The organism is Actinophytocola sp. (genome assembly GCF_035942955.1).
GTDB lineage: Bacteria > Actinomycetota > Actinomycetes > Mycobacteriales > Pseudonocardiaceae > DASYTH01.
Genome location: NZ_DASZCQ010000166.1, coordinates 18,150 through 43,460, shown reverse-complemented (window position 1 = coordinate 43,460; position 25,311 = coordinate 18,150). Strand labels below are relative to the sequence as shown.

Below are 25,311 nucleotides of genomic sequence, written 5' to 3'. Positions count from 1 at the left end.
GGGCCGCGCGCCGAGCGTCTCCCGCGCCCAGTCGCGCAACCGCCGCACGCCCGGCAGCGCGGCCTGGAGATCGAGGATCTTGATCAACTGCTGGGCGCCGGCCTCGGCGCCCTCCTCGACCCGGAACGACACCGGCCGCGTGATCTCGGACATGGCCGCGAGCCTAACCGGATCGGGCCGGTCACGGCCTTGCAATAACCGCGGCGGACGTAGTAGGCAGTCGCAATGGATCACACAGTGCGGGCGTTCCTGACCCGGTTCAACGAGGCGGTCCGCACCGGGGATTGGGCCGGGTTCGCCGAGGGGTTCACCGAGGACGCGGTGGTGCAGTTCATGAACGTGCCCGTGCCGGCGTTGTGCGGGCGGGAGGCGGTCGAGGCCGGATACCGCGAGGCGCCGCCGGACGACACGATCACCGCGATCGGCTGCCGGTCCGACGGCGATGTGCACGAGGTGACGTTCCGTTGGGACGCCGAGGGCGCCGGCGGCGGCCGGCTGCGGCTGACCATGCGCGACGGTCTGGTCGCCCACAGCGTCGTCACGCTCACCCAGGAGGTCGCGTCGTCCGCGTGACGGATATACCCTCGCGCACGTGAGCGACCTGCCTGCCGTACCGGAACCCCACGAGCTGCGGGCGTCCAACGCCGACCGTGAGCGGATCGCGAAGATCCTCCACGACGCGATGGCCGAGGGCCGGCTCACCGTCACCGAGCTCGAGGAGCGACTCGACAAGGTCTACGCCGCCAAGACCATCGGCGAGCTGCAACCGCTCACCCGCGACCTGCCGGTCGCCCAGGCGCCGGCCCCGGTCGCCGCGCAGCGCGCGGTGGCGGTGCCGAACGACCGGATCGGCGGCCGGGGCACGTCGTCGGCCGCGGTCGCGATCATGTCGGGCACGACGCGCAACGGCGCCTGGACGGTCCCACCGACGTTCAACGCGGTCGCGGTCATGGGTGGAGTGGACATCGACCTGACCCAGGCCCGCTTCGAGGACCGCGAGACCACCATCCAGGCGTTCGCCCTCATGGGCGGCATCGACATCGTGGTCCCCGACGACATCACCGTGTACGTCAACGGCGTCGGTTTCATGGGCGCCTTCGAGGACAGCGCCCGGGTCGGCGAGGTGGCGGGCGCTCCGGTCGTGAAGATCACCGGCTTCGCCATGATGGGCGGGGTAGAAGTCAAGCGACCCAAGAAGAGGAAGCTCGGGAAGAGCCGCCCGGAGCTGGAGTCCTAACGAGACACCAGCAGCCCGGACAGCATCGTGATCAGCGCCGGCTCCACCGACCGGCGCGCCGCCTCCGGGTCGGACGAGTTGGCGATCAGCAGCGCCGCCTCGATGGTCACGCCGAGCACCAGCTGGGCGAGCACCTCCGGCGGCTGCGGCGTGATCACGCCCTCCGCGATGCCCCGGTCGATCATGCCGGTGATCAGCCCGAGGCCGTGCTCGGCCTCGATCGCCCGCCAGGTCTCCCAGCCGAGCACGGCCGGCGCGTCGGAAAGGCAGATGCGCACCACCTCGGGTCGCCGGCAGAAGTCGAGGAACGCCCCGACCCCGACGACCATGGCGCCGACGGTGTCCGGCGCCCCGGCGGCCACCGACCCCAGCTCGGCGGTGAGCTCGGCGTCCAGCTCCTCGAACACCGCCCGGAACAGACCCGCCTTGTCCCCGAAGTGGTGGTGCAGCGCGCCCCGGGTGAGCCCGGTCGCGGACACGATGTCGTCCGCGGACACGTTGGCGTAGCCGCGTTCAGCGAACAGCCCGCGGGCCGCCCGCATCAGCGCCGCCCTTGTTGCCCGGGAACGGTCGCGCTGGCTGCGCGGTGAACCGGTCAGCTCTCCTCCCGCCGATGAACTCCACGATCAGCTCGGCCAGCCGGTCGGGCTGATCCTCCGGCACAAAGGTATAGCTGTCCGGCAGGGCGATCAGGGTCGCGTCCGGCAGCACCGCGGCCAGCCGCCGGCCGAGGGACATCGGGAACAGCCGGTCCTCGGCCGCCCAGGCCAGCAGCACCGGCCGGTCGAAATCGGGCAGCGCGGCCGCCGCGGCCAGCGTGTACCGCCGGTGCACGGACGTGACGAACGCCCGCAGATCCCGGCGCACACCGGCGCTGCGCCGGCTCGGCGCCAGGGTAGGAATCCACAATGGACTCCGGGATCGGCCGCCTGGTGAGCAGCCCGAACACGAACGGCAGCCGGTGCAACGGCTTGAGCCGCAGGAGTTGGGTCTGCAGCCAGGTCGTCCCCGGCACCCGCAGCAGCCGGGTGAGGAAGTTGAACTGCGGTGGGAAGAACCTTTGGAAGCTGTCCGACGGGGTGAGCACCACCCGGCCGATCCGCTCGGGATGCCGGGTCATCAGGAGCTGGGTCAGCGCGCCGCCGGTGTCGTTGGCCACCACGGTCACGTCCTTCAGGTCCAGCGCGTCGAGGAACTCGGCGATCAGCCGGGCCATGCCGGGCGGGGTGAGGTCGGCGTCCGGCTTCATCGGGTCGGTGTGCGCGCCGAGCGGCCAGTCCGGCGCCAGGCACCGGTGCTCCCGGCTGACCGCCGGGACGACCTTGCGCCACAGATCCGCGTTGACCAGCAGGCCGTGCACGAACACGACCGGCGGGCCCGCGCCCCGCTCCCGGTAGCGGATCGTGCCCGCCGTCAACTCGACCGTGTGCTCCGTCCCCAGTTCCGCGCTGATCGCCACGGTCTCGAGTAAAACATACATACCGTATGTATGTACAGGCCCGCCTAGACTCGTCGCCATGGCAACCGCACCGCCGGAGCAGGCGTTACCACCCGCGCTGGCCGACGCCACCCGCGACGAGACCGCGCTGCGCCGGTTCCTGCACGGCCTGCCGGGCGTCGACCAGGTCGGCGTCGAGCAGCGCGCCGCGGGCCTGGCCACGCGCAGCATCAAGAAGGCGTCGAAGCTGTGGGCCATCGACTCCGCGATCGGCATGATCGACCTGACCACGCTGGAGGGCGCGGACACGGTCGGCAAGGTCCGCTCGCTGTGCGCCAAGGCCCGCCGCCCCGACCCGGAGCGCCCGGACGTGCCGCAGGTCGCCGCCGTCTGCGTCTACCCCGACCTGGTGGAGACCGCGGTCGCCGCGCTGGACGGCGCGCCGATCAACGTGGCCAGCGTGGCGACGGCGTTCCCGTCCGGCCGCGCCGCGCTGCGGGTCAAGATCGCCGACACCGAGGCGGCGGTCGAGGCCGGCGCGACCGAGATCGACATGGTGATCGACCGCGGCGCGTTCCTTTCCGGCCGGTACGGCCAGGTCTTCGACGAGATCGTCGCGGTCAAGCGGGCGTGCGGCACCGCCCACCTCAAGGTGATCCTGGAGACCGGCGAGCTGGTCACCTACGACAACGTGCGCCGGGCGTCCTGGCTCGCGCTGCTGGCCGGCGGCGACTTCATCAAGACCTCCACCGGAAAGGTGGCGCCCGCGGCGACCCTGCCGGTCACCCACGTGATGCTGCAGGCGGTGCGCGACTGGCACACCGCCACCGGCGAGCGGCGCGGGGTCAAGCCGGCCGGCGGCATCCGCAACACCAAGGACGCCATCCGTTACCTGGTCGCCGTGCACGAGGTGGCCGGGCCGGAATGGTTGTCCCCCAACCTGTTCCGCATCGGTGCATCCAGCCTGCTCAACGATCTGCTGATGCAGCGGCGAACCCAGCTGGAGGGCCACTACAGCGGCCCGGACTACGTGACGGTGGACTAGAACGATGACGACGTGGGAGTACGCCCCGGCGCCCGAATCCCGGGACATCGCCAACCTCAAGCCGGACTACCGGATGTTCGTCGACGGTCAGTTCGTCGAGGGCGCGGGCGAGCCGCTCAAGACGATCAACCCGGCGACCGAGGAGGTGCTCGCCGAGGTGTCCACCGCCGCACCGTCCGATGTGGACAGGGCGGTGAAGGCGGCCCGGCGCGCCTACGACCGGGTGTGGGGCAAGATGCCTGGAGCGGAGCGGGCAAAGTACATCTTCCGGATCGCGCGCATGATCCAGGAGCGGGCCCGCGAGCTGGCCGTGCTAGAGAGCCTGGACAACGGCAAGCCCATCAAGGAGTCCCGCGACGTCGACGTTCCCCTTGCCGCGGCGCACTTCTTCTACCACGCCGGCTGGGCGGACAAGCTCGGCTACGCCGGCCTCGGGCCCGACCCGAGGCCGCTCGGCGTCGCCGGCCAGGTCATCCCGTGGAACTTCCCGCTGCTGATGGCCGCGTGGAAGATCGCGCCGGCGCTGGCCTGCGGCAACACCGTCGTGCTCAAGCCGGCCGAGACCACGCCGCTGACCGCGCTGGTGCTCGCCGAGATCATCCAGCAGGCCGGCCTTCCGCCCGGCGTGGTGAACATCGTGCCCGGCGCCGGCGACGTCGGCGCCGAGCTCGTCAACCACCCGGACGTGGACAAGGTGGCGTTCACCGGGTCGACCGAGGTCGGCAAGCTGATCCAGCGCTCGACCGCCGGCACCGGCAAGAAGCTCACCCTGGAGCTGGGGGGCAAGGCGGCCAACATCGTGTTCGACGACGCGCCGCTCGACCAGGCCGTCGAGGGCATCGTCAACGGGATCTTCTTCAACCAGGGCCACGTGTGCTGCGCCGGATCCCGGTTGCTCGTCCAGGAGTCGGTGGCCGACGAGCTGATCGAGAAGCTGCACGCCCGAGTGTCCACTTTGCGCATCGGCGACCCGCTGGACAAGAACACCGACGTGGGCGCCATCAACTCCAAGGAGCAGCTGACCAAGATCCGTGAGCTGGTCTCCTCAGGGGAGGCCGAGGGCGCGAGCCGGTGGACCAGCCCGTGCCCGGTGCCGGACAAGGGGTTCTTCTTCGCCCCGACGGTGTTCGCCAACGTCAGCCAGGCCATGCGGATCGCCCGCGAGGAGATCTTCGGCCCGGTCCTTTCCGTGCTCACCTTCCGCACCCCGGACGAGGCCGTGGCCAAGGCCAACAACACGCCGTACGGCCTGTCCGCGGGGGTCTGGACCGAGAAGGGCTCCCGGATCCTGTGGACGGCGCAACGGATGCGGGCCGGCGTCGTGTGGGCGAACACGTTCAACCGGTTCGATCCGACCGCCCCGTTCGGGGGATATCAGGAGTCGGGCTTCGGCCGGGAGGGCGGTCGGACCGGGTTGGAGGCCTACCTCGATGCCTGACCGTATCTCGGTCGCCAAGACCTACAAGCTCTACATCGGCGGGGCGTTCCCCCGCTCGGAGTCCGGCCGGTCCTACCCCGTCCGCGACGCACGGGGCGCCTTCCTCGCCAACGCCGCCCAAGCGTCCCGAAAGGACGTTCGGGACGCGGTTGCGGCCGCCCGCAAGGCGTTTCCCGGCTGGTCCGGCGCCACCGCGTACAACCGCGGCCAGGTGCTGTACCGGGTGGCCGAGCTGCTTGAGGGCCGCAGGGAGCAGTTCATCGCCGAGGTGGCGGCCGGCGAGGGCAAGCGCAGTCAGTCTATTGTGGACGCCGCGGTGGACAGGTGGGTCTGGTACGCCGGCTGGTCGGACAAGGTCGCGACCGTGCTCGGCGCGTCGAACCCCGTCGCCGGCCCGTATTTCTCGTTCTCCGTCCCGGAGCCCACCGGCGTGGTCGGCGTGCTGGCGCCGCAGTCGTCCTCGCTGCTCGGGCTGGTCAGCGTGCTCGCCCCGGTGATCGCCACCGGGAACACCGCGGTCGTGATCACCAGCCAGGACCGGCCGCTGCCCGCGATCACCCTGTCCGAGGTGCTGGCCACCTCCGACGTCCCCGCCGGGGTGGTCAACATCCTGACCGGCCGGACCGCCGAGCTGGCCCCGTGGCTCGCCTCGCACGCCGACGTCAACGCCCTCGACCTCACCGGCGCGCCAGAGAGCCTGCGCACCGATCTCGAGCGCGCCGCGGCCGGCACCGTCAAACGGATCCTGCGGGCACGCAGCGGCGAGCCGGACTGGACCCGCCAACCCGACATCTCCCGGCTGCGCGCCTTCGTGGAGACCAAGACCGTGTGGCACCCGATGGGGGTGTGAGCTTCCCGCCCGAGTCGGGGGTGCTGCACTGCCACCAATCGGAGGAACTTCCCGCACGGACACCCCGTCATAGGGCAGTCTTGCTACAGGTCTGCGCACACGATGGGGAGAGGGGTCCATGGCGGGCGAGAGGGATCGCGTCGACGTCGATGACGAGGCGCTGCGCGGTTACAGCACCGCGGCCGGCCGGATCGCCGAGGAGGTGCGCTCGGTCGGCACGTCGACCCTGAGCGGCGCCAACACGATTCCCGACGACGCGTTCGGCAAGCTGGGCTCCGAGGTGGGGCTCAGCGCGGCGTTCAAGACCGCGGCGCAGGCCCAGCTCGACGGCGTGGCCGCGACCGCGTCCGGGATCGCCGAGCTGGCCGGCGCCGTCGGCGCCGGGCTCACCGGCTACCAGCACCAGGACGAGGACGCGGCGGCCAACGTGCGGCGGGCGGGGCAGCCGACATGAGCGGAGCTTGCGGAGCGAACCATTCGATACGCAGGCTCGGCGGAGCTTGCGGAGCGAATCATCGAACGCTTCCCCCTCGCCGAGGGACGAGGCGACAGGATCACCAGCACCGAGCTTGCGAGGTGCACCCGTGAGCATCGAGAGCTACGTCGCGCCGATGCGCGACCACCGCGCCAAGTTGGACGGCGACACCGGCAGCGGGACCAGCGCGGCCGACGCGTTCCGGCAGGCAAGCACCGCGCTGACCGAGATCGACGGCCGGCACGACGGCGCGGTGCGGGCCGCGCTCGGCGGCTGGTACGGGCAGCAGGCCGGGCTGTTCCAGGACCGCACGGGCAAGGTCAAGACCGCGATGACCACCCTGGCCACCAACAGCACCACGGCCAGCTCGGTCGCCAGCACGGCGACCACCGCGGTCACCACCGGCCGCGGCACGATCGACGGGCTGATCACCGAGTTCATCGGCAGGGCGACGCCGATGTTGGAGGCGGCCGCGGCCGCGGCGGCCAACGGCGACGACGGCGGGGCCATGCGCGCCTACGCCAACGTGCGCGCCCTGGCCGACGAGTACACCACCAAGACCGGCGAGGCCCTCGACGGCGTCCGCAACCAGCTCACTCCGCTGATCGCCCAGCTCACCGGCATGGCCGCGGTCGACGTCGGCTCGCTCGGCGGGCTCGGCGGCCAGCTCGGACCGGCCGACGTCGGCACCACCTCCCCGTCCTACGCCGACGGCAGCGGGGCCGGGCCCGGCGGCGACGGCAGGGGCGCCGGGGGTGGCTCCGGTTCCGGCGGTGGCGGTGGCGGCGGATCCGGCGGCGGCGGTGGGGGTGGTGGCGGCGGTGGCGGCACCGCGGTCGGGCCCCGGCTTCCGGTCGCGATCCCGCCCCAGCCGGGCAGCGGCGTCGGGGTGAACCTGCCGGACGGCAGCTCGGCCGAGGCGCCCAACGAGATCGCCGCGCAGGCCGTGCGCAACGCGATCAGCGCGCTGGGCACGCCGTACGTCTGGGGCGCCTCCAACCCGCCGGCCGGCACCGACTGCAGCGGGCTGACCTCGTGGGCCTACGGCAACGCCGGCCTGGAGATCCCGCGGCACTCCTCCGCGCAGGCGATCGGCGCGTCGGTCCCGGACGCCAGCCAGCTGCTGCCCGGCGACCTGGTGGTCTGGGACGGCCACGTGGCCATGGTCGTCGGCAACGGACAGATGATCGAGGCCGGGGATCCGGTGCAGATCAACCCCATCCGGACGTCCAACATCGGCATGCCGTTTCTGGGTTTCTACCGGCCGACGGGCTAACTTGTCAGTTCGATGAGCCAGTACAGCGACCGCCTCGACGCCGAGATCGAGCGCGCGGACCGGAAGATCCGGGAAACCGGCGCGCGAGTCGCGGCGCAGATTCGGCGAAGCGGTCCGGTCACCGGGCGCGCCACCTCCCAGGACGGCGCGATCACCGTGACGGTCGGGCCGGGCGGCCGGCTGGTGGATCTGGACATCGGGCACGCGGCGCTGACCATGCGGCCCGAGCAGCTCGCCGCCGAGCTGGTGAAGCTGGCGCAGCGGGCCACCCGGGACGCGAACTCCAAGCTGCACCGGTCGATCCGCGGGCTGGTCGACCGCGAGGTCACCGACAGCCTCGCCCGGCTGGGCATCGCGCCGGCCGCGGAGGCCGAGGACGCCGACGTGGACGTGCTGGACATGATCCGGAGGCAGCAGTGACCGAACCGCGCACCGAGGAGCTGGTCGCACGGGCCGAGCAGCGCCGGGCGGCGAGCGACCGGCTGCCGGAGATCATCGCCGGTACCACGGGCGTCGCGATGGACCAGCGCCGTCTCGTGCAGGCCACCACGAACGCGAGCGGAGAGCTGCGCGCGCTCACGCTGCACCCGGCCGCGATGTCGTTCGGGGGCCGCGAGCTCGGCCGGATGATCATCGAGGCGGCCCGGCTGGCGACCGACTTCGCCAAGCAGCGGTGCTTCAACGAGCTCGCCCTGGTTCTCGGCGACAACGCGACCGCGGAGCTGGAGGCGCTGATCGGACCGTCACCGGCCAGAGCCGCTGGCTGGGACACGGCGCCGACCGCCCCCGCGGCGCCGGCTCCGGGCGAGGCGACCGATTCGGCAACCCCGGCCGATGATTTCGATCCGGACGACCCGCTGGCATTCGACGTGTCTTCGCTTCGGTCCGACCGGTAATCTCTGATCTCACCTCCACCCCGTAGGCTTCCGTCGTTTGGTGCGCTCACCAGGAGGACCTCCAATGGCTCAGGACATCGTTCCGATCGAGCTCGGACTGCCCCAGGGCGATCTCGTCACGCTGTGGGCGCCGCGCTGGCGCGAGGACGGTGAGGAATGGGAGGCGTTCCTCGGGCACGAGGACGATCTCTACGCGTTCCCGGACGCCGCCCACCTCGCCGCGTTCGTCCGCACCGCCGAGGAGCACGACCTGATCGACCACCCGGCCTGGGACGTGGTGCCGGGACTGGCCGTCGCCGAGCTGATTCCGGACGAGACGCACCAGTACGACCTGGTCGGGGTGCCGGAGCTGGTCGCGGAGGAGCCGGACACCTGGACCGTCGGCGAGCTGGCCGACATCGTGGCGATCGTCCGCTCGCTGGCCGACGTCTGCGAGCTCGACGAGGTGCACGAGGTGCTGGGCGCCGCCGACGGTTTCCAGCTGCTGGCGCAGGGGACCTACCCGTTCACCGGTCGCGAGGGCGAGCGGCTGTGGACCGACCTGGCGGAGACGATCTCCGAGCGCTGGGACGAGGTCCTCGACGCCCTCGACTCGCTCGTCACCGTTCCCGAGGTGGACGCCGCCATGCTCGACCAGACCACCGACGAGCTGGCCGCGTTCAAGGCCGAGTCCGAGGAGTCGGCGAGCGCGCTGGACGCCGAGGACGCGGAGGACATCGACGAGGACGTCGAGGAGTCCGAAGTAGACACAGTGGACGGCGAGGTGTCCGAAGAGGACACCGAGGAGGAGGAGTCGAAGCCGGTCGGGTTCTGGGCCGAGGTGGGGATCGATCCGATCAAGATCATCACCGGCGGCTCGGAGTACTACACGCTGCGCTGCTACCTCGACGACGAGCCGGTGTTCCTCGGCTCCGACGGGCAGATCGACGTGTTCTCCTCACCGCGCGCCTTGGCGCGGTACCTCGCGCACCCGCCTGAGAACGGCAACGATCTGGCCGAGGTGTCCACTTGGGACGAAGTCGCCGTCAAGGCCACGGACGGCAGCCTGACGATCGAGGTCGACCTCGACAACACCTACGTGTTGCAGGATCTCGACGAGGACCTGTCCGGCGGGCCCGACACCGTCGATCCCGTCCAGCTCGACCTCGCCGTCGAGCTGCTCACCGACGCGGCCGACTGGGCCGGCGACAAGTCCGTCGCGGAGGCGCTGTCCCAGTCGGAGAGCCTGGGCTGGCTGGTGTCGTTCATCCTCCGCCCCGACCCGACCAGGCTGGCCCCCAGCCCGCCGTTCGACACCGAGGTGGAGGCGTGGAAGGCGCTGGTTCGAGGATTCGAGGACCGGCTGCGCACGCACTGAGGGGTCGTGAGTCTTTCGTGGGTTATAGCCCCAGAAAGACTCACGTCGGTTGACCTGCGGTTGTAGACTGTATGCAGTATGGAAGGTGGCAGCCTACGGGTCGGAGGTGCGATGGGGACCTCGGGCGTGCTCGATTTCCTTGGCCGGACCTATCGGGTCGGGCCCGACGCCGAGGAGCTCACCGGGCGCCCGCGGCACTGGATGCTGTGGACGTCCTGGGCGGCGATGGCGGCGATCGGGGTGCTCCAGTACGGGTTCGGCTCGCTCGTCCCGCAACTGCTCGCCAGGGGATGGTCGCTGGCCGGCCTGCTGTGGCTGCTCGCGCTGTGGACGGTGTTCCAGGCCGGGGCCGGGTTTCCGGCGGCGTTCCTGCGTGAGCGCGGGCGGATCGGGCCGCGGGCCACGATGATCACGGGCGCCGGGCTGGTGGCGCTCGGGCCGTTCGCGCTCGCGCACGGGTCGGGAGTCGTTGCGCTGCTCGGGTATTCGGTGCTGAGCGGGACGGGCGCCGGACTGGTCTACGCCACGTGCACGTCGACCGTGGCCAAGTGGTACCCGGAGCGGGCCGCCGGCAAGGTCAGCGTCGTGACCGGGGCCTTCGCGTACGGGTCGGTGCCGTTCGCGGTCGCGTTCCTGCTCGCCCCGCTGCCGGTCGCGCTGGATGTCGCGGCGGTGCTCATCGGGTCGGTGGTGGCCGCGGCCGGGCTGCTGGTGCGCGACCCGCCTGCGGACTGGTGGCCGCCGCACCTCGACCCGCGCGAGTGGGCGGTGCGCGAGCCGCGCGCCGTGCGGCAGTACTCCGCGGGCGAGGCCGTGCACACCGGGGTGCTGACGCTGATGTACGCCATCGTGTTCTGCGCCAGCGCCGTGTCGCTGTTCGACGTGACGTTCCTGGCCCTGCTCGGGGACCGCCTTGACGCCGGTGTCGCGGTGGTCGCGGTGTGCACGGGGCTGCTGCTCGGCATGAACGGCGGCGGGCGGGCGCTGGCGATCCGGCTGTCCGAGCGGGTCGGGCGGGTGCGCACGCTCGGGCTGGTGCTGACCCTGCTCGGCGCCGGCCAGGTCTGCTTCGCCGGGGCGGCCACGTCCGGATCCACCGCGCTGCTCGTGGTGTCGGCCCTGGTCGCGGGCGCAGGTGGCGGGGCGTTCTACCCGCTGTTCGCCAGCCTGGCGCGGGAGTACTTCGGGGAGCGCAGCGCGCTGGAGACGCACGGGGTGGTCTACAGCGCCAAGGCGTTCGGCGGGGTGCTCGGAGTCGGGCTGGCCGCGCTGGCGACGCCCGCGTGGGGCTTCGGCCCGGTCTTCCTGGTGGCCGGGGCCCTCGCCCTCGGATCGGCGGCGCTGTGCCAGCGGCTGCGGCAACCCGGTCGCACACCGGTCCTTCCCGGCCCGGCCACCCGGCCTCACCTGGCAGGATGACCGCTGTGAGTGCGTTCACGCCGAGCCGGCCGCTCGCTCATTGTATGCTGTAGGCAGTCGACGAAGATCGCGCACGGTCGCCGTCGCCCCACCTCACCGTTGGAGACACCATGCAGCCGACCGAGTTGCCGAAGGACCTGGCGGCTCGCCGGATCGACCGCCCGGTTCCTCTCCGGGAGCGCGTCTACCAGGCCATGCAGGACCTGATCATCTCGCGGCGTCTCGCTCCCGGCCAGCACCTGGTGGAGAGCGAGCTGGCGGAGATCCTCGGTGTCTCGCGGCAGCCGGTGCGCGAGGCCCTGCAGTGGCTCAACAACGAGGGCTGGGTCGACCTGCGGCCGGGCTACGGGGCGTTCGTGCACGCGCCCACACACGAGGAGGCCGACCAGCTGCTCGCCGTGCGGACGCTGCTGGAGGCCGAGGCCGCCCGGCTCGCCGCACTGAACACCGACGGCGCCGGCGTCGCGCGGCTGCGGGAGCTGTGGCAGCAGGGCATCGACGCGCTGGACAGTGACGACATCGACGGCATGGTGGCCGCCAACGCGGCCCTGCACCGCTGCGTCACCGAGCTGTCCGGCAACAAGGTGCTGCTCGACTTCGCCACCCAGGTCGATCGCCGGGTGCAGTGGTACTACACGCCGGTCGCCCGGCAGCGCGGCAAGCGCTCCTGGGCGGAGCACGAGAAGCTGATCGACGCCATCGAGAAGGGCGACGCGCCGCTGGCCGAGCGGATCATGCGCGAGCACACCGAGCGCACCCGTCAGTCCTATCTCGAGCAGCGGGACAAGGAAGGCGAAGCCGCGGAGCAGCCACAGGTGCTCGCGCTGTCCCGGCGCCGGCGTCGCAACTGAGCCTCTTGCAGATCTGCGGCCCCGCTCGAGCGGTGGCCGGCAACCTGATGACGCCCCAGCACAGGAGGTGATAGAAAATGCGTACCTGGCAGACGATCCTGGACTATGTTCGGCGCGATCCGCGCGGCATCAACGCCGACGGCCGCACCCTCGGCCTGGCACTGGCGGTCGCCATGGAGAAGGCGAACCAGCAGCCCACCGCCGAGGTCGAGGCGTTCCTGCGCCGCCGGGCCGACGAGGAGCAGCGCATCGCGTCCTGACTAACCGTCGGCCACGACGGTGTTCGTCAGCTCGCCAAGCCCTTCCACCGCAACGGTGATCGTGTCGCCGACCGCGACCGGGCGCACGCCGGGCGGGGTGCCGGTCATGATGACGTCGCCCGGCTCGAGGCGGGCGAAGTCGGACACGTAGGCGATGACCGTCGGGATGTCGAAGAGGAAGTCGCGGGTTCGGCCGTCCTGCCGGACCTCGCCGTTGACCGTGCAGGTGACCCGGACGTCGGACGGGTCGAACTCCGTGTCGATCCACGGACCCAGCGGGCAGAACGTGTCGAACCCCTTGCCCCGCGTCCATTGTGGATCGCTCTTCTGCAGGTCCCTGGCCGTCACGTCGTTGCCGCAGGTGTAGCCGCCGACGACGGACATCGCCTCGGCGGCGGGAATCCGCCGGCCGGAGCGGCCGATCACCACGACCAGCTCGGCTTCCGGGTCCACCCGCCGCGACCGGGCCGGGTGGACGATCTCGTCGGCCGGACCGACGATCGCCGACGGCGGCTTGAGGAAGATGAGCGGCTCCTCGGGAACGGGATTGCCGAGCTCGGCGGCGTGGTCGGCGTAGTTGCGCCCGACGCAGACGATCTTGCTCGGCGTCACCGGCGCCAGCAGCCGCACCTCGCCCGGCGCACCGACCACCGGGCCGGCACGCAGGTCGCGCCATGGCTCGCCCTCGGCGGCGTGGACCTTGTCGTCGTCCCCGAGCACACCCCACCGTGGCTCGTTGCCATGGGCGTACCTGACGATTCGCATACGTCCCATCCTCTCAGCAGCTGTTGTACTTGTTCGTCCACAGTGCACCCTCGGCGGGGTCGGCCCGCTCCTCGAAGATCTTGAGCTCGAACATCTTGTCCAGCGTCCTGGTCACGGTCGCCGCGTCGAGGCAACCGTTGTCGGACAGGGCGGAGCTCATCCCCGTGACGGTGCGCTGGATCGCCGCGCGCTGGTCGCTGCCGAGGTCGTCGAGGATCTGGTCGACGACGGCCTCCGGGTCGCTCTTGACCTTCGCCGTGGCGGCGTTGAGCGCCCGGCTGAACGCGGACACCTTGTCCGGGTTGGCATCCGCCCACTGCCGCGGTGTGGCCCATGCGGTGTAGGCAAAGTTGTCCAGATCGGGGACGCCGCCCTTGGGCCCGTCGATGAGCACGGTGCCGAAACCCTGCTCGGCCGCCACGTAGGGCGTCGGCGGGGACAGATGGTAGGCGTCGATCTGGCCGTTCTTCAGCGCCGCCAGCAGGGACGAGGCGCCGCCGACCGGGATGATCTCGACGTCGCGGTCCGGGTTCAGCCCCACCGAACGCAGGTAGTAGCGCATGTAGGTGTCGGTCGGCGCGCCCGGCGAGGTGATGCCGATCTTGAGCCCGCGCAGCGCCCGGAGCCGATCGGCCAACGGCGACTGCTCGGTCACGCCCTTGCTCGCGGCGATCTCCTTGCGCATCACCAGGGTCAGCGTGACCCGGTCCAGGATGTCGTGCACGATCACGATCGAGTCGTCGCCCTGCTCGCGCATCTCCACGAGGTCCTCGAAGCCGACGTCGGCGAACTGCGCGTCCCCGGAGGCGAGGCCGGCGATGCTGTCGTTTCCGGACTCCACCTGGACGATCTCGACGGTCAGGCCCTCCTTGGCGAACAGCCCGTCGTCCCGCGCGACGTAGAGCGCGGCGAGGAACACGTTCGGGGCCGAGACAACCTTGATCGTCGTCGTCCCGCTCGCACCACCGGCGTCCGAGTCACCGCCGCATCCCGCCATGGCGAGGGCGAGCACAGCGAACGCCGCGACACCGCTCCTGATTCGCATCTGTCCTCCCAACTAGGTGGCCGCGCCGCCGCGCAGCTTGACGTCGGGCTGCCAGCGCAGCGCGCGGGACAGCGGGCGCAGCGCGACGCTCAGCAGCAGCACGATCGCGGCGAGCACGATCGTCCCGGCGATCACGCCCGCGGTCTGGTAGCGGCCGGCGGCAGCCCGGGTGAGGTAGCCGATCCCGCGGTTCGACGCGATGAACTCGCCGACCACGGCGCCGATCATGGCCGCGGGAAGCGTGACCCGCAGGGCGGCCAGGATGTACGGCAGGGCGCTGGGGAGCATGATCAGGCGAAGCAGCTGCCAGTTCGACGCGCCCATCACCTTGCTCACCTCGAGCAGTCCTCTCGGCACCTGCCGGATCCCCTCGGCCGCGTTGATGAACACGACGAAGAACACGAAGTAGGCGGCGAGCAGGATCTTGGGCAGCAGGCCGATGCCGAACCAGAGGATGAAGACCGGGCCGAGCGCCACCGCGGGCACGGAGTAGGCCATCAGGAAGTACGGCTCGATGATCCGGTACGCGGCCCGGTGCAGGGCCAGCGGCCAGGCGAGCGCGATCGCCACGACCGCACCGGCGACGAAGCCGAGCGCGGCGGAGGTCAGCGTGAAGTGGGCGTGGAACCAGAAGTCGCTGGAACCCAGCCACAACGCCAGTTGCCTGCCGACCGCCTCGGGGGTGCTGACGAAGAACGGGCGCACCAGCGTGCCGGATGCCGCGTCCCAGGCCAGGATCAGCAGGCCGACGAGACCGATCCGGCTCAGCAGCACCAGAACCCGGCGGGTCCGGCGGTGCCGGACGGCCCGGCGGCGTTCGGTGCGGAGCACATCGGCGGCGTTCATCCGTGCACCTGCCCGGTGCTCCAGGGCATCGCCCAGGCCTCGATCAGCCGCACCACGCCGTTGACCGCCATCACGAGCGCGGCCACGACCACGATCCCGGCGTACATGGTCGCGGTGTCGAATTGACGGGACGCCCGGACGATCAGGAAGCCGAGCCCTTGGGTCGCCGCGATGAACTCGCCGAGCACCGCGCCGACCATGGCCCGCGAGAAGGTCAGCCGGATGCTCGCGACGACCGCCGGCGCGGCGCCGGGCAGCACCACCTTGCGCACCAGGGTGAGCCCGCCGGCGCCCATGACCCGGGAGACGTCGATCAGGCCCGGGCTGATGGACCGGACGCCGGCGACCGTGTTCACCAGCACGATGAGGAACACCATCAACGCGGCGAGCAGAATCTTCGGCGTCGTGCCCAGGCCGAACCACATGATGAACAGGGGCGCCAGCGCGATCTTGGGGATCGAGTAGAACGCGGCGATGAACGGGGCCACCACCTCGTCGAGCACCGGAAGCGCCACCAGCGTGATGGCCGCGGCGAGTCCGATTGCGACACCGAGGAGGTAGCCGAGGCCGGCTTCGGTCATCGTGGTGGACACGTGCCGGGCCAGCGAGCCGTCCACGACGAGGCCGGCGAGCCTGGCGGCGATCTCCGACGGGCGGCTCACGTAGCGCTGGTCGATCAGGTGCCCGATGCCGAACTCCCAGAGGATCAGCAGCAGCGCGCCGAAGGCGGGAATGCCGCCGTAGACGGTGATCCGCTCGCGCCGGGCGGCCAGGCGGGCCCGGCGGACGTCGGCCGCCAGCACCGCGCCGGTGCGCGGACCCGCGGGGCGGACCTCGCCCGACTGTCTGGAAAGGACACTCATACCGTCACCTCGCAAGCTCGGTGCCGGCGAGCCCGCCGCCTCGTTCCTCGGCGGCAGGGCAGTGTTCGATGATGCGCTCCGCAAGCTCCGCCAAGCCTGCGTCTTCTCGTTCCTCCAAGACGCAGGAGTACCGAATAGTTCGCTCCGCAAGCTCCGCCAAGCCTGCGTCTTCTCGTTCCTCCAAGACGCAGGAGTGTCGAATGGTTCGCTCCGCAAGCTCCGCTCATGACGAGACGCCCTCGTTGGCCGCCGCGATCTCCTCGCGGATGTCGGTCCAGAGCGCGTCGTACAGCTCCTTGAACCGGTCCAGCTCGTGGATGCGGTAGACGTCCCGCGGCCGCGGCAGGTCGACCACGTGCTCGCGCTTGATCCGGCCCGGCCGACCGGTGAACGTCAGGATGCGATCGCTGAGCGCGATCGCCTCGACCAGGTCGTGGGTGACGAACAGGACGGCCGGGCGGCGCAGGTCCCATAGCTTGAGCAGCTCGTCCTGGAGGATGACCCTGGTCTGGGCGTCCAGCGGGCCGAACGGCTCGTCCATGAGCACCACCGGACTGTCATACACCAGCGTGCGGACGATGCTGGCGCGCTTGCGCATGCCGCCCGACAGCTCGTGCGGGTAGTGGTTCTCGAATCCGGAGAGGCCGACCAGCTCGATGAGCTCCCTGGCGCGCTCCCGCCGCTCACGCTTGCCGACGCCGCGCAACTCGAGTCCGAACTCGACATTCGCGCGCATCGACCGCCAGGGCAGGAGGTTGTCGTCCTGGGTGATGTAGCCGATCCGGTCGTTGATGCCGCGGACCGGCTTGCCAAGGTGGTACACCTGCCCCGCCGACGGTCGGATCAGCCCGGCGAGCAGGTTGAGCACGGTGGACTTGCCGCAGCCCGACGGTCCGATCAGGCCGATGAACTCCCCCGGGTGGGCGGCCAGCGTGACATCCTCCAGCGCGAGCAACGGCTCGGCCGCCCGGCCGCTCGGCACGAACGCCTTGTAGACCTGGTCCAGTCGAACCGCCTCCGTCATCACGCTCCCTTGCTCAGCACCGGTTCCTCGCTCGGCTTCCGGTGGCGGGCGGCGATCAGGCTGGTGACGCCGGTGAGCACGAGCGTGCCGACGATCACGGCGAGAGAGATCAGGATCGGGATCTCCGGCGCCCGGCTCACCCCGTCCTGATGCAGGGTCTCCACGATCAGCTTGACCCCGATGAAGGCGAGCACGACGGCCAGGCCGGTGTTCAGGTACGTCAACCGGTCGAGCAGGCCGCCGATCAGGAAGAACAGCTGGCGCAACCCCATCAGCGCGAACGCGTTGGCGGTGAAGACCAGATAGGGCTCCCGGGTGAGGCCGAAGATGGCCGGGATGGAGTCGAGCGCGAACAGCAGGTCGGTGGTGCCGATGGCGACCATCACGACCAGCATCGGGGTGATCCACCGCCCGCCGCGCCGCCGGACCAGCCGCACCACGAGGTTCTCCCGGAACTCCTCGTCCTCGGGGTCCTTGTGGCGCAGCAGCTTCCACGCGGTGTAGAGCAGAAACGCGCCGAACACGTAGAACAGCCAGTCGAACCGGGCCACGGCCTCGGCGCCGACCGCGATGAACACACCGCGCAGGGCCAACGCCAGGATGATGCCGATCGACAGCACCGTCTGCTGCTTGGCCCTCGGCACGGCGAACGAGCTCATGATGAGCACGAACACGAACAGGTTGTCCACCGACAGCGAGTACTCGGTGATCCAGCCGGCGAAGAACTCGCCGCCGTACCGCGGCCCGGCGAACGCCAGCACGCCAAGGCCGAACACCGCGGCCATCAGCACGTAGCAGGACACCCAGCCGAGACACTCTCGCATCGACGGCTGGCGCGGATTCCGTGCCACTATGTAGAAATCCAGCATGATCACGACACTCAGACCGGCCACGGTGACAAGCCAGACCCAGCCGGGAAGGTTCATCATCGCCTCTCGGTAGTAGTGGCGCGTCGCGTTACCGCCTGCGGACCCGCTTCGCCTCCGATAGCGCCCTGGAGTGCTCGGCGTAGCGCGCGAAGACATCGGCGGCCAGCTGGTTGTGCTCGGCCACCCGCAGCCACCAGCGCGGGGCGAGCCGCTCGTGCAGCCACAGGAAGCCGATCGCGAAGCCCGCGCTCACCAGCCCTTGGTAGGCAAGGAAACCCAGCAGGTCGGGCGGAATGCGGGGCCGGCCGGCCAGCACCACACCGGTGAGCATCTCCTGCAGCAGCCTGGACAGCGGGAAGCCGATCAGCCAGTACAGCGCGGCCGGCGCGAAGCCGCCGAGCCGCACCCTGCCGAACGCGATCAGCAACCCGTAGCCCCCGCCGAGGAGGGCGAGCGGCAGCCCGAGCGTGAGCGCGGTGACCGCCGCCCAGTCGGTGGGTTGACCGACGACGACGGCCAACCCACCGGCTACCACTCCCGCCAGCAGCCCGACGGCGAAGCCGGGTAGTGCCACCTCCGCCAGGCTTCGAGCCCGTGCGCGCTCCATGTCAGCTCACGACCACGCCGAACCGGAACAGGCTGTACAGCAGCATGCCGAGATAGAAGACCGCGCCGAACCCGATCACCAGGTTCGTCCACAGCTTCGGCCGGATGGGTTTGGGCAGCATCCGGTTGTTCACCAGCAGCAGCACGATGCAGTAGGCGCCCATGGCGAAAGTGGACAGGAACGCCAGGATGTCCAGCACGTTCGTGGGACCGTCGACCGGCCCGAACAGCAGGATGAGAATGCCGAACGTGATCACGCCCCACAGGAAGCCCGCGTACAGGTGCGACAGCTTGAACCGGCGGGCGCCGGGCACGTGGAAGTAGGTCATGTCCGCCTGCCCCTTGGAGAAGGAGTCGAACAGACCGAGCGTGGCGTTCAGCCCGATCAACGCGATGAAGCCGAAGAACAGCCCGCCCATGAACGAGCCGCCGAGGACGGCGAAGGAGTCCGACATCGCGCTGAGCGCCGCGTCCCGGTCACCGCTCTCGATCAGCTCCCGCACGTTCGGGTTCTCCCTGGCCGCGGCCTGGGCGAGCACGGTGAACGAGATCGTCACCAGCATCGTGATGCCCCAGAACAGCAGCAGCGCATCCCAGGTCACCCAGCGCCGCCAGCCCCGCCACTTGCTCATCTCCTCGGGATCGCTGGTGTCGAACATGAAGCCGCGCGCGGGCATCTTCTCCTCCCCGGCCGCGTGCGCCAGCCCGCGGACCTGCGGCACGTACGCGCCCATGCCCGCGCCGCTTTCCCGCAGCTGCAGCGTGTACCACATCTGCTGCATGCCGGACGGGCCGGCGAACGCGATCGACCCGACGATGATCGGGAACCAGGCCGCGGACATCGCCTCGCTCGGGAAGTATCCGAAGTGGAACATCCCCTCGATCGTGGCCCACAGGTCCGCCCAGCTGCCGACGAGCGAGGCGATGATCGACGTGCCGATGACGAGAACGCCGATCAGGATGGCCAGCACGTTCTGCAGCACGTTGTAGATGACCTTGAGGAGGCTGAACACGATCCCGATCAGGATCAGCACAACGCACGCGGTCACTGTCCACGGTATGCCGGTGATCTCCTCGAAGGCGCCGGCTCCGGCCGACAGGTGACCCGGCCAGATGTAGACCAGGATGGCCGCGATGAAGAAGAACCACATGATGGGTTTGAAAACCCTTGCCGCACCGGTGAAGATGCTCTCCCCGGTGGCCATGGCGTACCGCGCCATCTCCAGCATGACCACCGCCTGCAGGGTGACGCCGATCAGGAACAGCCACCTGATCTCCGGGCCGAACACCAGCACCAGCCGGGGCCACATGTAGGACTCGCCCATGCCCACACCGAGCGCGACCAGGAAGACGGTCGGGCCGAGGAGGTGGATCGAGGGCGGGGCCTCGGGTAGCTTCCGGATCGGCATGGGTTCCAGCCCGCCGGCCCGCCATACCCGTTCGGTTTCGTCCACACCGGAGCGTGCGTCTGCGGTAGGGACGTGATGAGAATCCACCATTGGACCTCCCTGAGGAATATCCCCCGCCTGCTTACACTCAACCCCCGATCAGACCGGCGGCCCGTGCCCACCGGTACTTGGCGCCGAGCACCGCGACCGGACGCTCGGTGGTGTACGGATAGGCCACGATCCGGTGGTCGAACAGGTACTCGCTGGCCCGCTCCACCTCCGTGTCCCCGGCCAGCGACGCGACCACCGGCTTGTCGATGCCGTTGGCCCTTGCCTCCTCGACGACCCGCGCGGTCAGCTCCGCGAATACCATCGGGGGCGTGACGATGGTGTGCCAGTAGCCGAGGATCAGCGCGTGGATGCGCGGATCCTCAAGGCCCAGCCGGATGGTCGCCTCGTACGTGGCCGGCGGCTCGCCCCCGGTGATGTCGATCGGGTTGCCGGCGGCGCCGAACGGCGGGATGAACCGGCGGAACGCCTCATCCAGGTCCGGCGGAATGTCCATCAAGGACAGCTCGGACTCGACGCAGGCGTCCGACAGCAGCACGCCCGACCCGCCGGCGCCGGTGATGATCACGACGTTCTCCCCCCGCGGCGTCGGCAACAGCGGGAGCCCACGCGCGTACTCCAGCATGTCGTGCAGGCCGGGCGCGCGGATCACGCCCGCCTGGCGCAGCACGTCGTCGTAGACCTTGTCGTCACCGGCCAGCGCGCCGGTGTGCGAGCTGGCCGCTCGCGCACCCATCGCGGTGCGGCCGGCCTTCAGCACGACCACCGGCTTCTTCTTCGTGATCCGCCGGGCCGCGTCCACGAAGGCCCTGCCGTCCTTGAGATCCTCCAGGTGCATCGCGACGCACTGCGTGTTGTCGTCCTGCTCGAAGAACGTCAGCAGATCGTCTTCGTCCACATCGGACTTGTTGCCCAGCCCGACGATCGCCGACACGCCCATCTTCGTGGTCCGGCTGAAGCCCAGGATGGCCATGCCGATGCCGCCGCTCTGCGAGGTCAGCGCCACGCCGCCGCGGACGTCGTACGGGGTGCAGAACGTGGCGCACAGGTTGCTCGGCGTGTAGTAGTAGCCGTAGATGTTCGGACCCACCAAGCGGATCCCGTGCTTGCGAGCCACGGCGACGACCTCGCGCTGCAGCTCCACGTTGCCGGTCTCGGCGAACCCGGACGGGATCAGCACCGCCAGCGGCACGCCCTTGGCACCGCACTCCTCGAGCGCCCCGGCCACGAACTTGGCCGGGATGGCGAACACCGCGACGTCCACCTCGCCCGGCACCTCGCCGATCGACGGGTAGGCCGCCCGGCCGAGAATCTCGTCCGCCTTCGGGTTGATCGGGTAGATCTCCCCCTTGTAGCCGCCGTTGATGAGGTTCTTCATCACCGAGTTGCCGATCTTGCCCGGCTCCGCGGACGCTCCGATCACCGCCACGGCCCTCGGGTTCATCATGCGGTCCATCACCCGCAGGATCTCCTCCCGGGACGGCCGGACCGGGTCGGTGACCTTGCCGGGATCGACCAGGATCCGGACGTCCGCCGCGGTGGCGCCGCCGGCCGTGGCGAACACCGGGTTCAGGTCGAACTCGGTGATCTCAGGGAAGTCCGTGACCAGAGCGGCAACCCGCTCGATCACGTTCGCCAGCGCGCCGGCGTCGACCGGCTCGGCCCCACGGGCTCCGCGCAGCACCTCGGCCGCGCCGATGCCGTCCAACATGGACCGTGCCTCGTCTGCGGTCACCGGCGCCAGCCGGAACGTCACGTCCTTGAGCACCTCGACCAGGATTCCGCCGAGCCCGAACGCGACGACCTTGCCGAACGTGGGATCGGTGGTGGCGCCGATGATCACCTCCTGGCCGCCGGTGAGCATCTGCTGGACCTGCACGCCGGTGATCTCCGCCGACGGGTCGTAGGCCGTGGCGTCGGCGACGATCGTGTCGAACCCCCTGGCGACGGCGTCCTCGTCGGCCACCCCGACCAGCACGCCGCCCGCCTCGGTCTTGTGCAAGATGTGCGGTGACACGATCTTCAGCGCGACCGGGAAGCCGATCTCTTTTGCCAGCGCGACGGCCTCGGCCGCCGTGGTCGCCAGGCCCTCGCGCGGCGTGGGAATCCCGTAGGCGTCACAGATCTGCTTGCCCTCGGGTGCGGTCAGCGCGGTGCGGCCCTCCGCCCGGACCTTGTCCAGGATCTCCCTGACGGACGCGACCATCGTCTCAGATCACTCCATTCACCTTGAGCTCGGCGAGTTCGGGGCTGGCCAGGCCCAACTCGCGGACGTAGATGTCGTCGTTGTGCTCGCCGAGCAGCGGCGAGCGCTCGACGTCGACCGGTGAGTCGGAGAGCTTGATCGGGCAGCCGACCGTGATGAACTCACCCCGCTCCGGATGGTCGACCCGGACCACCATCTCGTTGTCCGCCAGCGAGGCGTCCTCGATGATCTCCTTGGTGGACAGGATGGGACCGCACGGGATGTTGTGCTCGGTGAGCTGTGCCAGCACGTCCCACTTGCCGTGCCCGATCGACCACTCCTCGATCATCTGGAACATCTTGTCCAACTTGGACAGCCGGGCCTCCGGCGTGCTCCACTCCGGATCGTCGACGAGCTCCGGCTTGCCGATCAGCTTGGCGATCGGCTCCCAGCCGACCGGCTGCACGATGATGTAGACGTAGTCGTTGGGACCGCCGGGCGCGCATTTGATCGCCCAGCCCGGCTGTCCGCCGCCCGACGCATTGGCCGACCGCGGAACCTCGTCGCCGAACTCCTTGTTCGGGTACTCGGACAGCGGGCCGTGCGCCAGCCGTTGCTGGTCGCGCAGCTTGACCCGGCACAGGTTGAGCACCGCGTGCTGCATCGCGACCGTGACCCGCTGGCCCCTGCCGGTGTGCTCGCGCTGGTACAGGGCGGCGAGGATGCCGGCCACGACATGGATGCCGGTTCCGGAGTCGCCGATCTGCGCCCCGGTCGCCAGCGGTGGTCCGTCCTCGAACCCGGTGGTGCTCATCGAGCCGCCCATCGCCTGCGCGACCACCTCGTAGGCCTTGAAGTACTTGTACGGGCCCTCGCCGAACCCCTTGATGGAGGCGTAGATCAGCCTCGGGTTGATCTCCTGTAGCCGCTCCCAGCTGAAACCCATCCGATCGACCGCGCCCGGCCCGAAGTTCTCAACCAGGATGTCGAATCGCGGCAGCAGGTCGGTGAACAGCTGCTTTCCCCTGTCGCTCTTCATGTTCAGCGTGATACTGCGCTTGTTGCAGTTCAGCATCGTGAAGTACAGGCTGTCCACATCGGGCAGATCGCGGAGCTGCCTGCGGGTGATGTCACCGGTCGGCGCCTCCAGCTTGACCACGTCCGCCCCGAGCCACGCCAGAATCTGCGTACACGAGGGCCCGGACTGCACGTGGGTCATGTCGAGAACGCGAACGCCGTCGAGTGCTTTGCCCATAGCGCGCCTCCCCTCACTTGTACATGGTCTGGTTCATGGTTCCCGGCGCGTAGACCTCGGGATCCACCCACACGTTGATCAGCGACGGCTTGCCGGACTCGCGGGCGCGCTCGAGCGCAGGGCGGATGCCGGCCGGGTCGCGCACCTCCTCGCCGTAGCCGCCGAGCATCCGCGCGAACTCGTCGAAGCGCACGTCGCCGAGCGTGTTCCCGACCCGGCCGCGCGCCTCGCCGTACTTCTGGATCTGCCCGTAGCGGATCTGGTTCATCGACGAGTTGTTGCCGACGATCCCGACGAACGGCAGGTCGAACCGCACCAGCGTCTCGAAGTCCCAGCCGGTGAGGCTGAACGCGCCGTCGCCGAACAGGCAGACGACCTCCTTGTCCGGTCGGGCGTACTTGGCCGCCATCGCGAACGGGACACCGACTCCGAGTGTCCCTAGTGGACCGGGATCCATCCAGTGACCCGGTGACTTCGGCTGGATCACCTGACCGGAGAACGTCACGATGTCCCCGCCGTCTCCGATGTAGATCGAGTCCGGGGTGAGAAACTCGTTGATCTCGTGCACCAGCCGGTACGGATCAATCGGTACGGCGTCGGAATGCTGCCGGGGCAGGCGCTTGTCGTAGGCCTGGGTCTCGACCGCGCGCAGCTCCTCCAGCCACGCCTTGCGCGCCACCGATCCGTTGTCCACCCGGCCCGACGCCGCCTGGGTCACCGCGGCGAGCACCAGCCCGGCGTCGCCGACGATGCCGAGGTCGACGTCCCGGTTCTTGCCGACCGTGCGGTAGTCGAGATCGACCTGCACCACGGTGGCCTTCGTCGACAGCCGGCGCCCGTAGCCCATCCGGAAGTCGAACGGCGTGCCCACGATGATGATCAGATCGGCGTTCTGGAACGCGTACCGGCGGGCCAGTTGCAGGTGGTGCGGGTCGCCGGGGGGCAGCGTGCCGCGCCCGGCCCCGTTCATGAACGCGGGCACGTTGAGCGCCCGGACGAACTCGGCGGCCGCGTCCGTGCCGCGGCAGCTCCACACCTGGCTGCCCAGCAGGACGCACGGTTTCTCCGCGTGCGCAACGAGATCGGCCAACCGCTCGACGGCATCCGGGTCGCCGGCCGATCGGGTGGACGCGCGGTAGTGCCCGGCCTGCGGTATGCGGGCCTTGTCGACCGGAACCCTGGCGTCCAGCACGTCCCGCGGGATCTCCAGGAACGACGGGCCGGGCGCGCCGTGGTAGCACTCGCGGAACGCCATCGACACCATGTCGGCGACCCGCTCGGTGGCCGGCACCGAGGCCGCGAACTTGGTGATCGGGCTCATCATGTCGACGTGCGGCAGATCCTGCAGTGAGCCCATCTTGTGCTGGCTCAACGCTCCCTGGCCACCGATCAGCAGCATCGGGCTCTCCGCGCGCAGGGCGTTGGCCACCCCGGTCACCGCGTCGGTGGTGCCGGGACCGGCGGTCACCACCGCCACCCCCGGCCGCCCGGTGATGCGCGCGTAGCCGTCCGCCGCATGCGCGGCCACCTGCTCGTGCCGCACGTCGACCACCGCGATGCCCTCGTCGACACAGCCGTCGTAGATGTCGATGATGTGCCCGCCGCACAAGGTGAAGATCACATCGACGCCCTCTGCCTTGAGCGCCTTGGCCACCAGGTGGCCACCGGAGATCAACTCGGGCTGGGTGTCGGCCGGTACCGCTGCGTCGGCGGGAGTGCCACCCTCGGGCATCGTCCTGGCCGTGTGAGCCATCGGTGTCCTCAACTCCTCAGTGGAAGCCGGCATACTGCATACCGTATGGCCATCTTGGTGCCACTTGTGGCCGATGTCCAGCCCCTCAATCCCGCCAATCG

26 protein-coding genes are annotated in these 25,311 nt (G+C 70.1%); 13 read left to right on the top strand and 13 right to left on the bottom strand.

Annotated features, from left to right (window positions below):
* The first annotated feature begins 225 nt into the window (after positions 1 to 225).
* Both VGX25_RS17005 and VGX25_RS17000 read left to right on the top strand, forming a co-directional pair.
* Positions 226 to 573, top strand: coding sequence for a nuclear transport factor 2 family protein (locus VGX25_RS17005; RefSeq protein WP_326918772.1), 348 nt, complete (start codon positions 226 to 228; stop codon positions 571 to 573).
* Positions 574 to 592: 19 nt separating this feature from the next.
* Positions 593 to 1,237, top strand: coding sequence for a DUF1707 SHOCT-like domain-containing protein (locus VGX25_RS17000; RefSeq protein ID WP_326918771.1), 645 nt, complete (start codon positions 593 to 595; stop codon positions 1,235 to 1,237).
* Here the strand turns inward: VGX25_RS17000 and VGX25_RS16995 are convergent.
* On the bottom strand, positions 1,234 to 1,779 hold the full coding sequence (locus VGX25_RS16995; protein WP_326918770.1) for a TetR/AcrR family transcriptional regulator: 546 nt from the start codon (positions 1,777 to 1,779) through the stop codon (positions 1,234 to 1,236). The two genes, VGX25_RS17000 and VGX25_RS16995, sit on opposite strands and share 4 nt — an antisense overlap.
* Positions 1,780 to 1,832: 53 nt before the next feature.
* Positions 1,833 to 2,717 (bottom strand): alpha/beta fold hydrolase, encoded by an 885-nt coding sequence (locus tag VGX25_RS16990; RefSeq protein ID WP_326918769.1) that lies wholly within the window; start codon positions 2,715 to 2,717, stop codon positions 1,833 to 1,835.
* A 37-nt stretch (positions 2,718 to 2,754) separates the two neighbouring features.
* Here VGX25_RS16990 and deoC point away from each other — a divergent pair, with 37 nt between their 5' ends.
* From deoC to VGX25_RS16935, 11 genes are all read left to right on the top strand, one after another.
* Positions 2,755 to 3,720: a deoxyribose-phosphate aldolase gene (gene deoC / locus VGX25_RS16985; RefSeq protein WP_326918768.1), complete on the top strand. Its 966-nt coding sequence runs from the start codon at positions 2,755 to 2,757 to the stop codon at positions 3,718 to 3,720.
* A 4-nt stretch (positions 3,721 to 3,724) separates the two neighbouring features.
* The gene (locus VGX25_RS16980; RefSeq protein ID WP_326918767.1) at positions 3,725 to 5,158 is read left to right on the top strand and encodes an aldehyde dehydrogenase family protein; all 1,434 of its coding nucleotides are present in this window, start codon (positions 3,725 to 3,727) and stop codon (positions 5,156 to 5,158) included.
* The gene (locus VGX25_RS16975) at positions 5,151 to 6,008 is read left to right on the top strand and encodes an aldehyde dehydrogenase family protein (protein ID WP_326918766.1); all 858 of its coding nucleotides are present in this window, start codon (positions 5,151 to 5,153) and stop codon (positions 6,006 to 6,008) included. Before VGX25_RS16980 ends, VGX25_RS16975 begins: the two co-directional genes overlap by 8 nt.
* 118 nt (positions 6,009 to 6,126) lie before the next feature.
* Complete coding sequence (locus VGX25_RS16970; protein WP_326918765.1) at positions 6,127 to 6,462, top strand: type VII secretion target; 336 nt, start codon at positions 6,127 to 6,129, stop codon at positions 6,460 to 6,462.
* 130 nt (positions 6,463 to 6,592) lie between these two features.
* Positions 6,593 to 7,759, top strand: coding sequence for a C40 family peptidase (locus VGX25_RS16965; protein WP_326918764.1), 1,167 nt, complete (start codon positions 6,593 to 6,595; stop codon positions 7,757 to 7,759).
* A 12-nt stretch (positions 7,760 to 7,771) separates the two neighbouring features.
* Positions 7,772 to 8,179, top strand: a complete 408-nt coding sequence (locus tag VGX25_RS16960; RefSeq protein ID WP_326918763.1) for a YbaB/EbfC family nucleoid-associated protein — start codon at positions 7,772 to 7,774, stop codon at positions 8,177 to 8,179.
* Positions 8,176 to 8,655, top strand: a complete 480-nt coding sequence (locus VGX25_RS16955) for a hypothetical protein (protein WP_326918762.1) — start codon at positions 8,176 to 8,178, stop codon at positions 8,653 to 8,655. The genes VGX25_RS16960 and VGX25_RS16955 overlap by 4 nt, the downstream gene beginning before the upstream one ends.
* Before the next feature lie 64 nt (positions 8,656 to 8,719).
* The gene (locus VGX25_RS16950) at positions 8,720 to 10,012 is read left to right on the top strand and encodes a primosomal protein (RefSeq protein WP_326918761.1); all 1,293 of its coding nucleotides are present in this window, start codon (positions 8,720 to 8,722) and stop codon (positions 10,010 to 10,012) included.
* A 126-nt stretch (positions 10,013 to 10,138) separates the two neighbouring features.
* Positions 10,139 to 11,431, top strand: coding sequence for an MFS transporter (locus VGX25_RS16945; protein WP_326918760.1), 1,293 nt, complete (start codon positions 10,139 to 10,141; stop codon positions 11,429 to 11,431).
* Positions 11,432 to 11,541: 110 nt separating this feature from the next.
* Entirely contained in the window at positions 11,542 to 12,282 is a 741-nt protein-coding gene (locus tag VGX25_RS16940; RefSeq protein ID WP_326918759.1) for a GntR family transcriptional regulator, read from the top strand.
* 77 nt (positions 12,283 to 12,359) lie between these two features.
* Complete coding sequence (locus tag VGX25_RS16935) at positions 12,360 to 12,542, top strand: hypothetical protein (RefSeq protein WP_326918758.1); 183 nt, start codon at positions 12,360 to 12,362, stop codon at positions 12,540 to 12,542.
* On the opposite strand, the gene VGX25_RS16930 is transcribed toward VGX25_RS16935, so the two are convergent.
* The 11 genes from VGX25_RS16930 to VGX25_RS16880 form a co-directional block, all read right to left on the bottom strand.
* Positions 12,543 to 13,307: a fumarylacetoacetate hydrolase family protein gene (locus tag VGX25_RS16930; RefSeq protein ID WP_326918757.1), complete on the bottom strand. Its 765-nt coding sequence runs from the start codon at positions 13,305 to 13,307 to the stop codon at positions 12,543 to 12,545.
* Positions 13,308 to 13,320: 13 nt separating this feature from the next.
* Positions 13,321 to 14,352 carry an ABC transporter substrate-binding protein gene (locus tag VGX25_RS16925; protein ID WP_326918756.1) on the bottom strand — a complete coding sequence of 344 codons (1,032 nt, stop codon included), beginning with the start codon at positions 14,350 to 14,352 and terminating at the stop codon, positions 13,321 to 13,323.
* 12 nt (positions 14,353 to 14,364) lie between these two features.
* Positions 14,365 to 15,198, bottom strand: coding sequence for an ABC transporter permease (locus VGX25_RS16920; protein WP_326918755.1), 834 nt, complete (start codon positions 15,196 to 15,198; stop codon positions 14,365 to 14,367).
* Positions 15,195 to 16,061 carry an ABC transporter permease gene (locus VGX25_RS16915; protein WP_326918754.1) on the bottom strand — a complete coding sequence of 289 codons (867 nt, stop codon included), beginning with the start codon at positions 16,059 to 16,061 and terminating at the stop codon, positions 15,195 to 15,197. The genes VGX25_RS16920 and VGX25_RS16915 overlap by 4 nt, the downstream gene beginning before the upstream one ends.
* Before the next feature lie 223 nt (positions 16,062 to 16,284).
* Positions 16,285 to 17,085, bottom strand: coding sequence for an ABC transporter ATP-binding protein (locus VGX25_RS16910; RefSeq protein WP_326918753.1), 801 nt, complete (start codon positions 17,083 to 17,085; stop codon positions 16,285 to 16,287).
* Entirely contained in the window at positions 17,085 to 18,014 is a 930-nt protein-coding gene (locus VGX25_RS16905) for a TerC/Alx family metal homeostasis membrane protein (RefSeq protein WP_326918752.1), read from the bottom strand. The genes VGX25_RS16910 and VGX25_RS16905 overlap by 1 nt, the downstream gene beginning before the upstream one ends.
* Positions 18,015 to 18,042: 28 nt before the next feature.
* Positions 18,043 to 18,528, bottom strand: a complete 486-nt coding sequence (locus VGX25_RS16900) for a hypothetical protein (protein ID WP_326918751.1) — start codon at positions 18,526 to 18,528, stop codon at positions 18,043 to 18,045.
* Positions 18,529 to 18,562: 34 nt separating this feature from the next.
* Positions 18,563 to 19,969, bottom strand: a complete 1,407-nt coding sequence (locus tag VGX25_RS16895) for an Nramp family divalent metal transporter (protein WP_326918750.1) — start codon at positions 19,967 to 19,969, stop codon at positions 18,563 to 18,565.
* 127 nt (positions 19,970 to 20,096) lie between these two features.
* Entirely contained in the window at positions 20,097 to 22,223 is a 2,127-nt protein-coding gene (locus VGX25_RS16890) for an acetate--CoA ligase family protein (RefSeq protein ID WP_326918749.1), read from the bottom strand.
* Positions 22,224 to 22,227: 4 nt separating this feature from the next.
* Entirely contained in the window at positions 22,228 to 23,457 is a 1,230-nt protein-coding gene (gene frc / locus VGX25_RS16885; protein ID WP_326918748.1) for a formyl-CoA transferase, read from the bottom strand.
* A 13-nt stretch (positions 23,458 to 23,470) separates the two neighbouring features.
* Complete coding sequence (locus tag VGX25_RS16880; RefSeq protein WP_414635843.1) at positions 23,471 to 25,210, bottom strand: thiamine pyrophosphate-binding protein; 1,740 nt, start codon at positions 25,208 to 25,210, stop codon at positions 23,471 to 23,473.
* Positions 25,211 to 25,311: the final 101 nt, after the last annotated feature.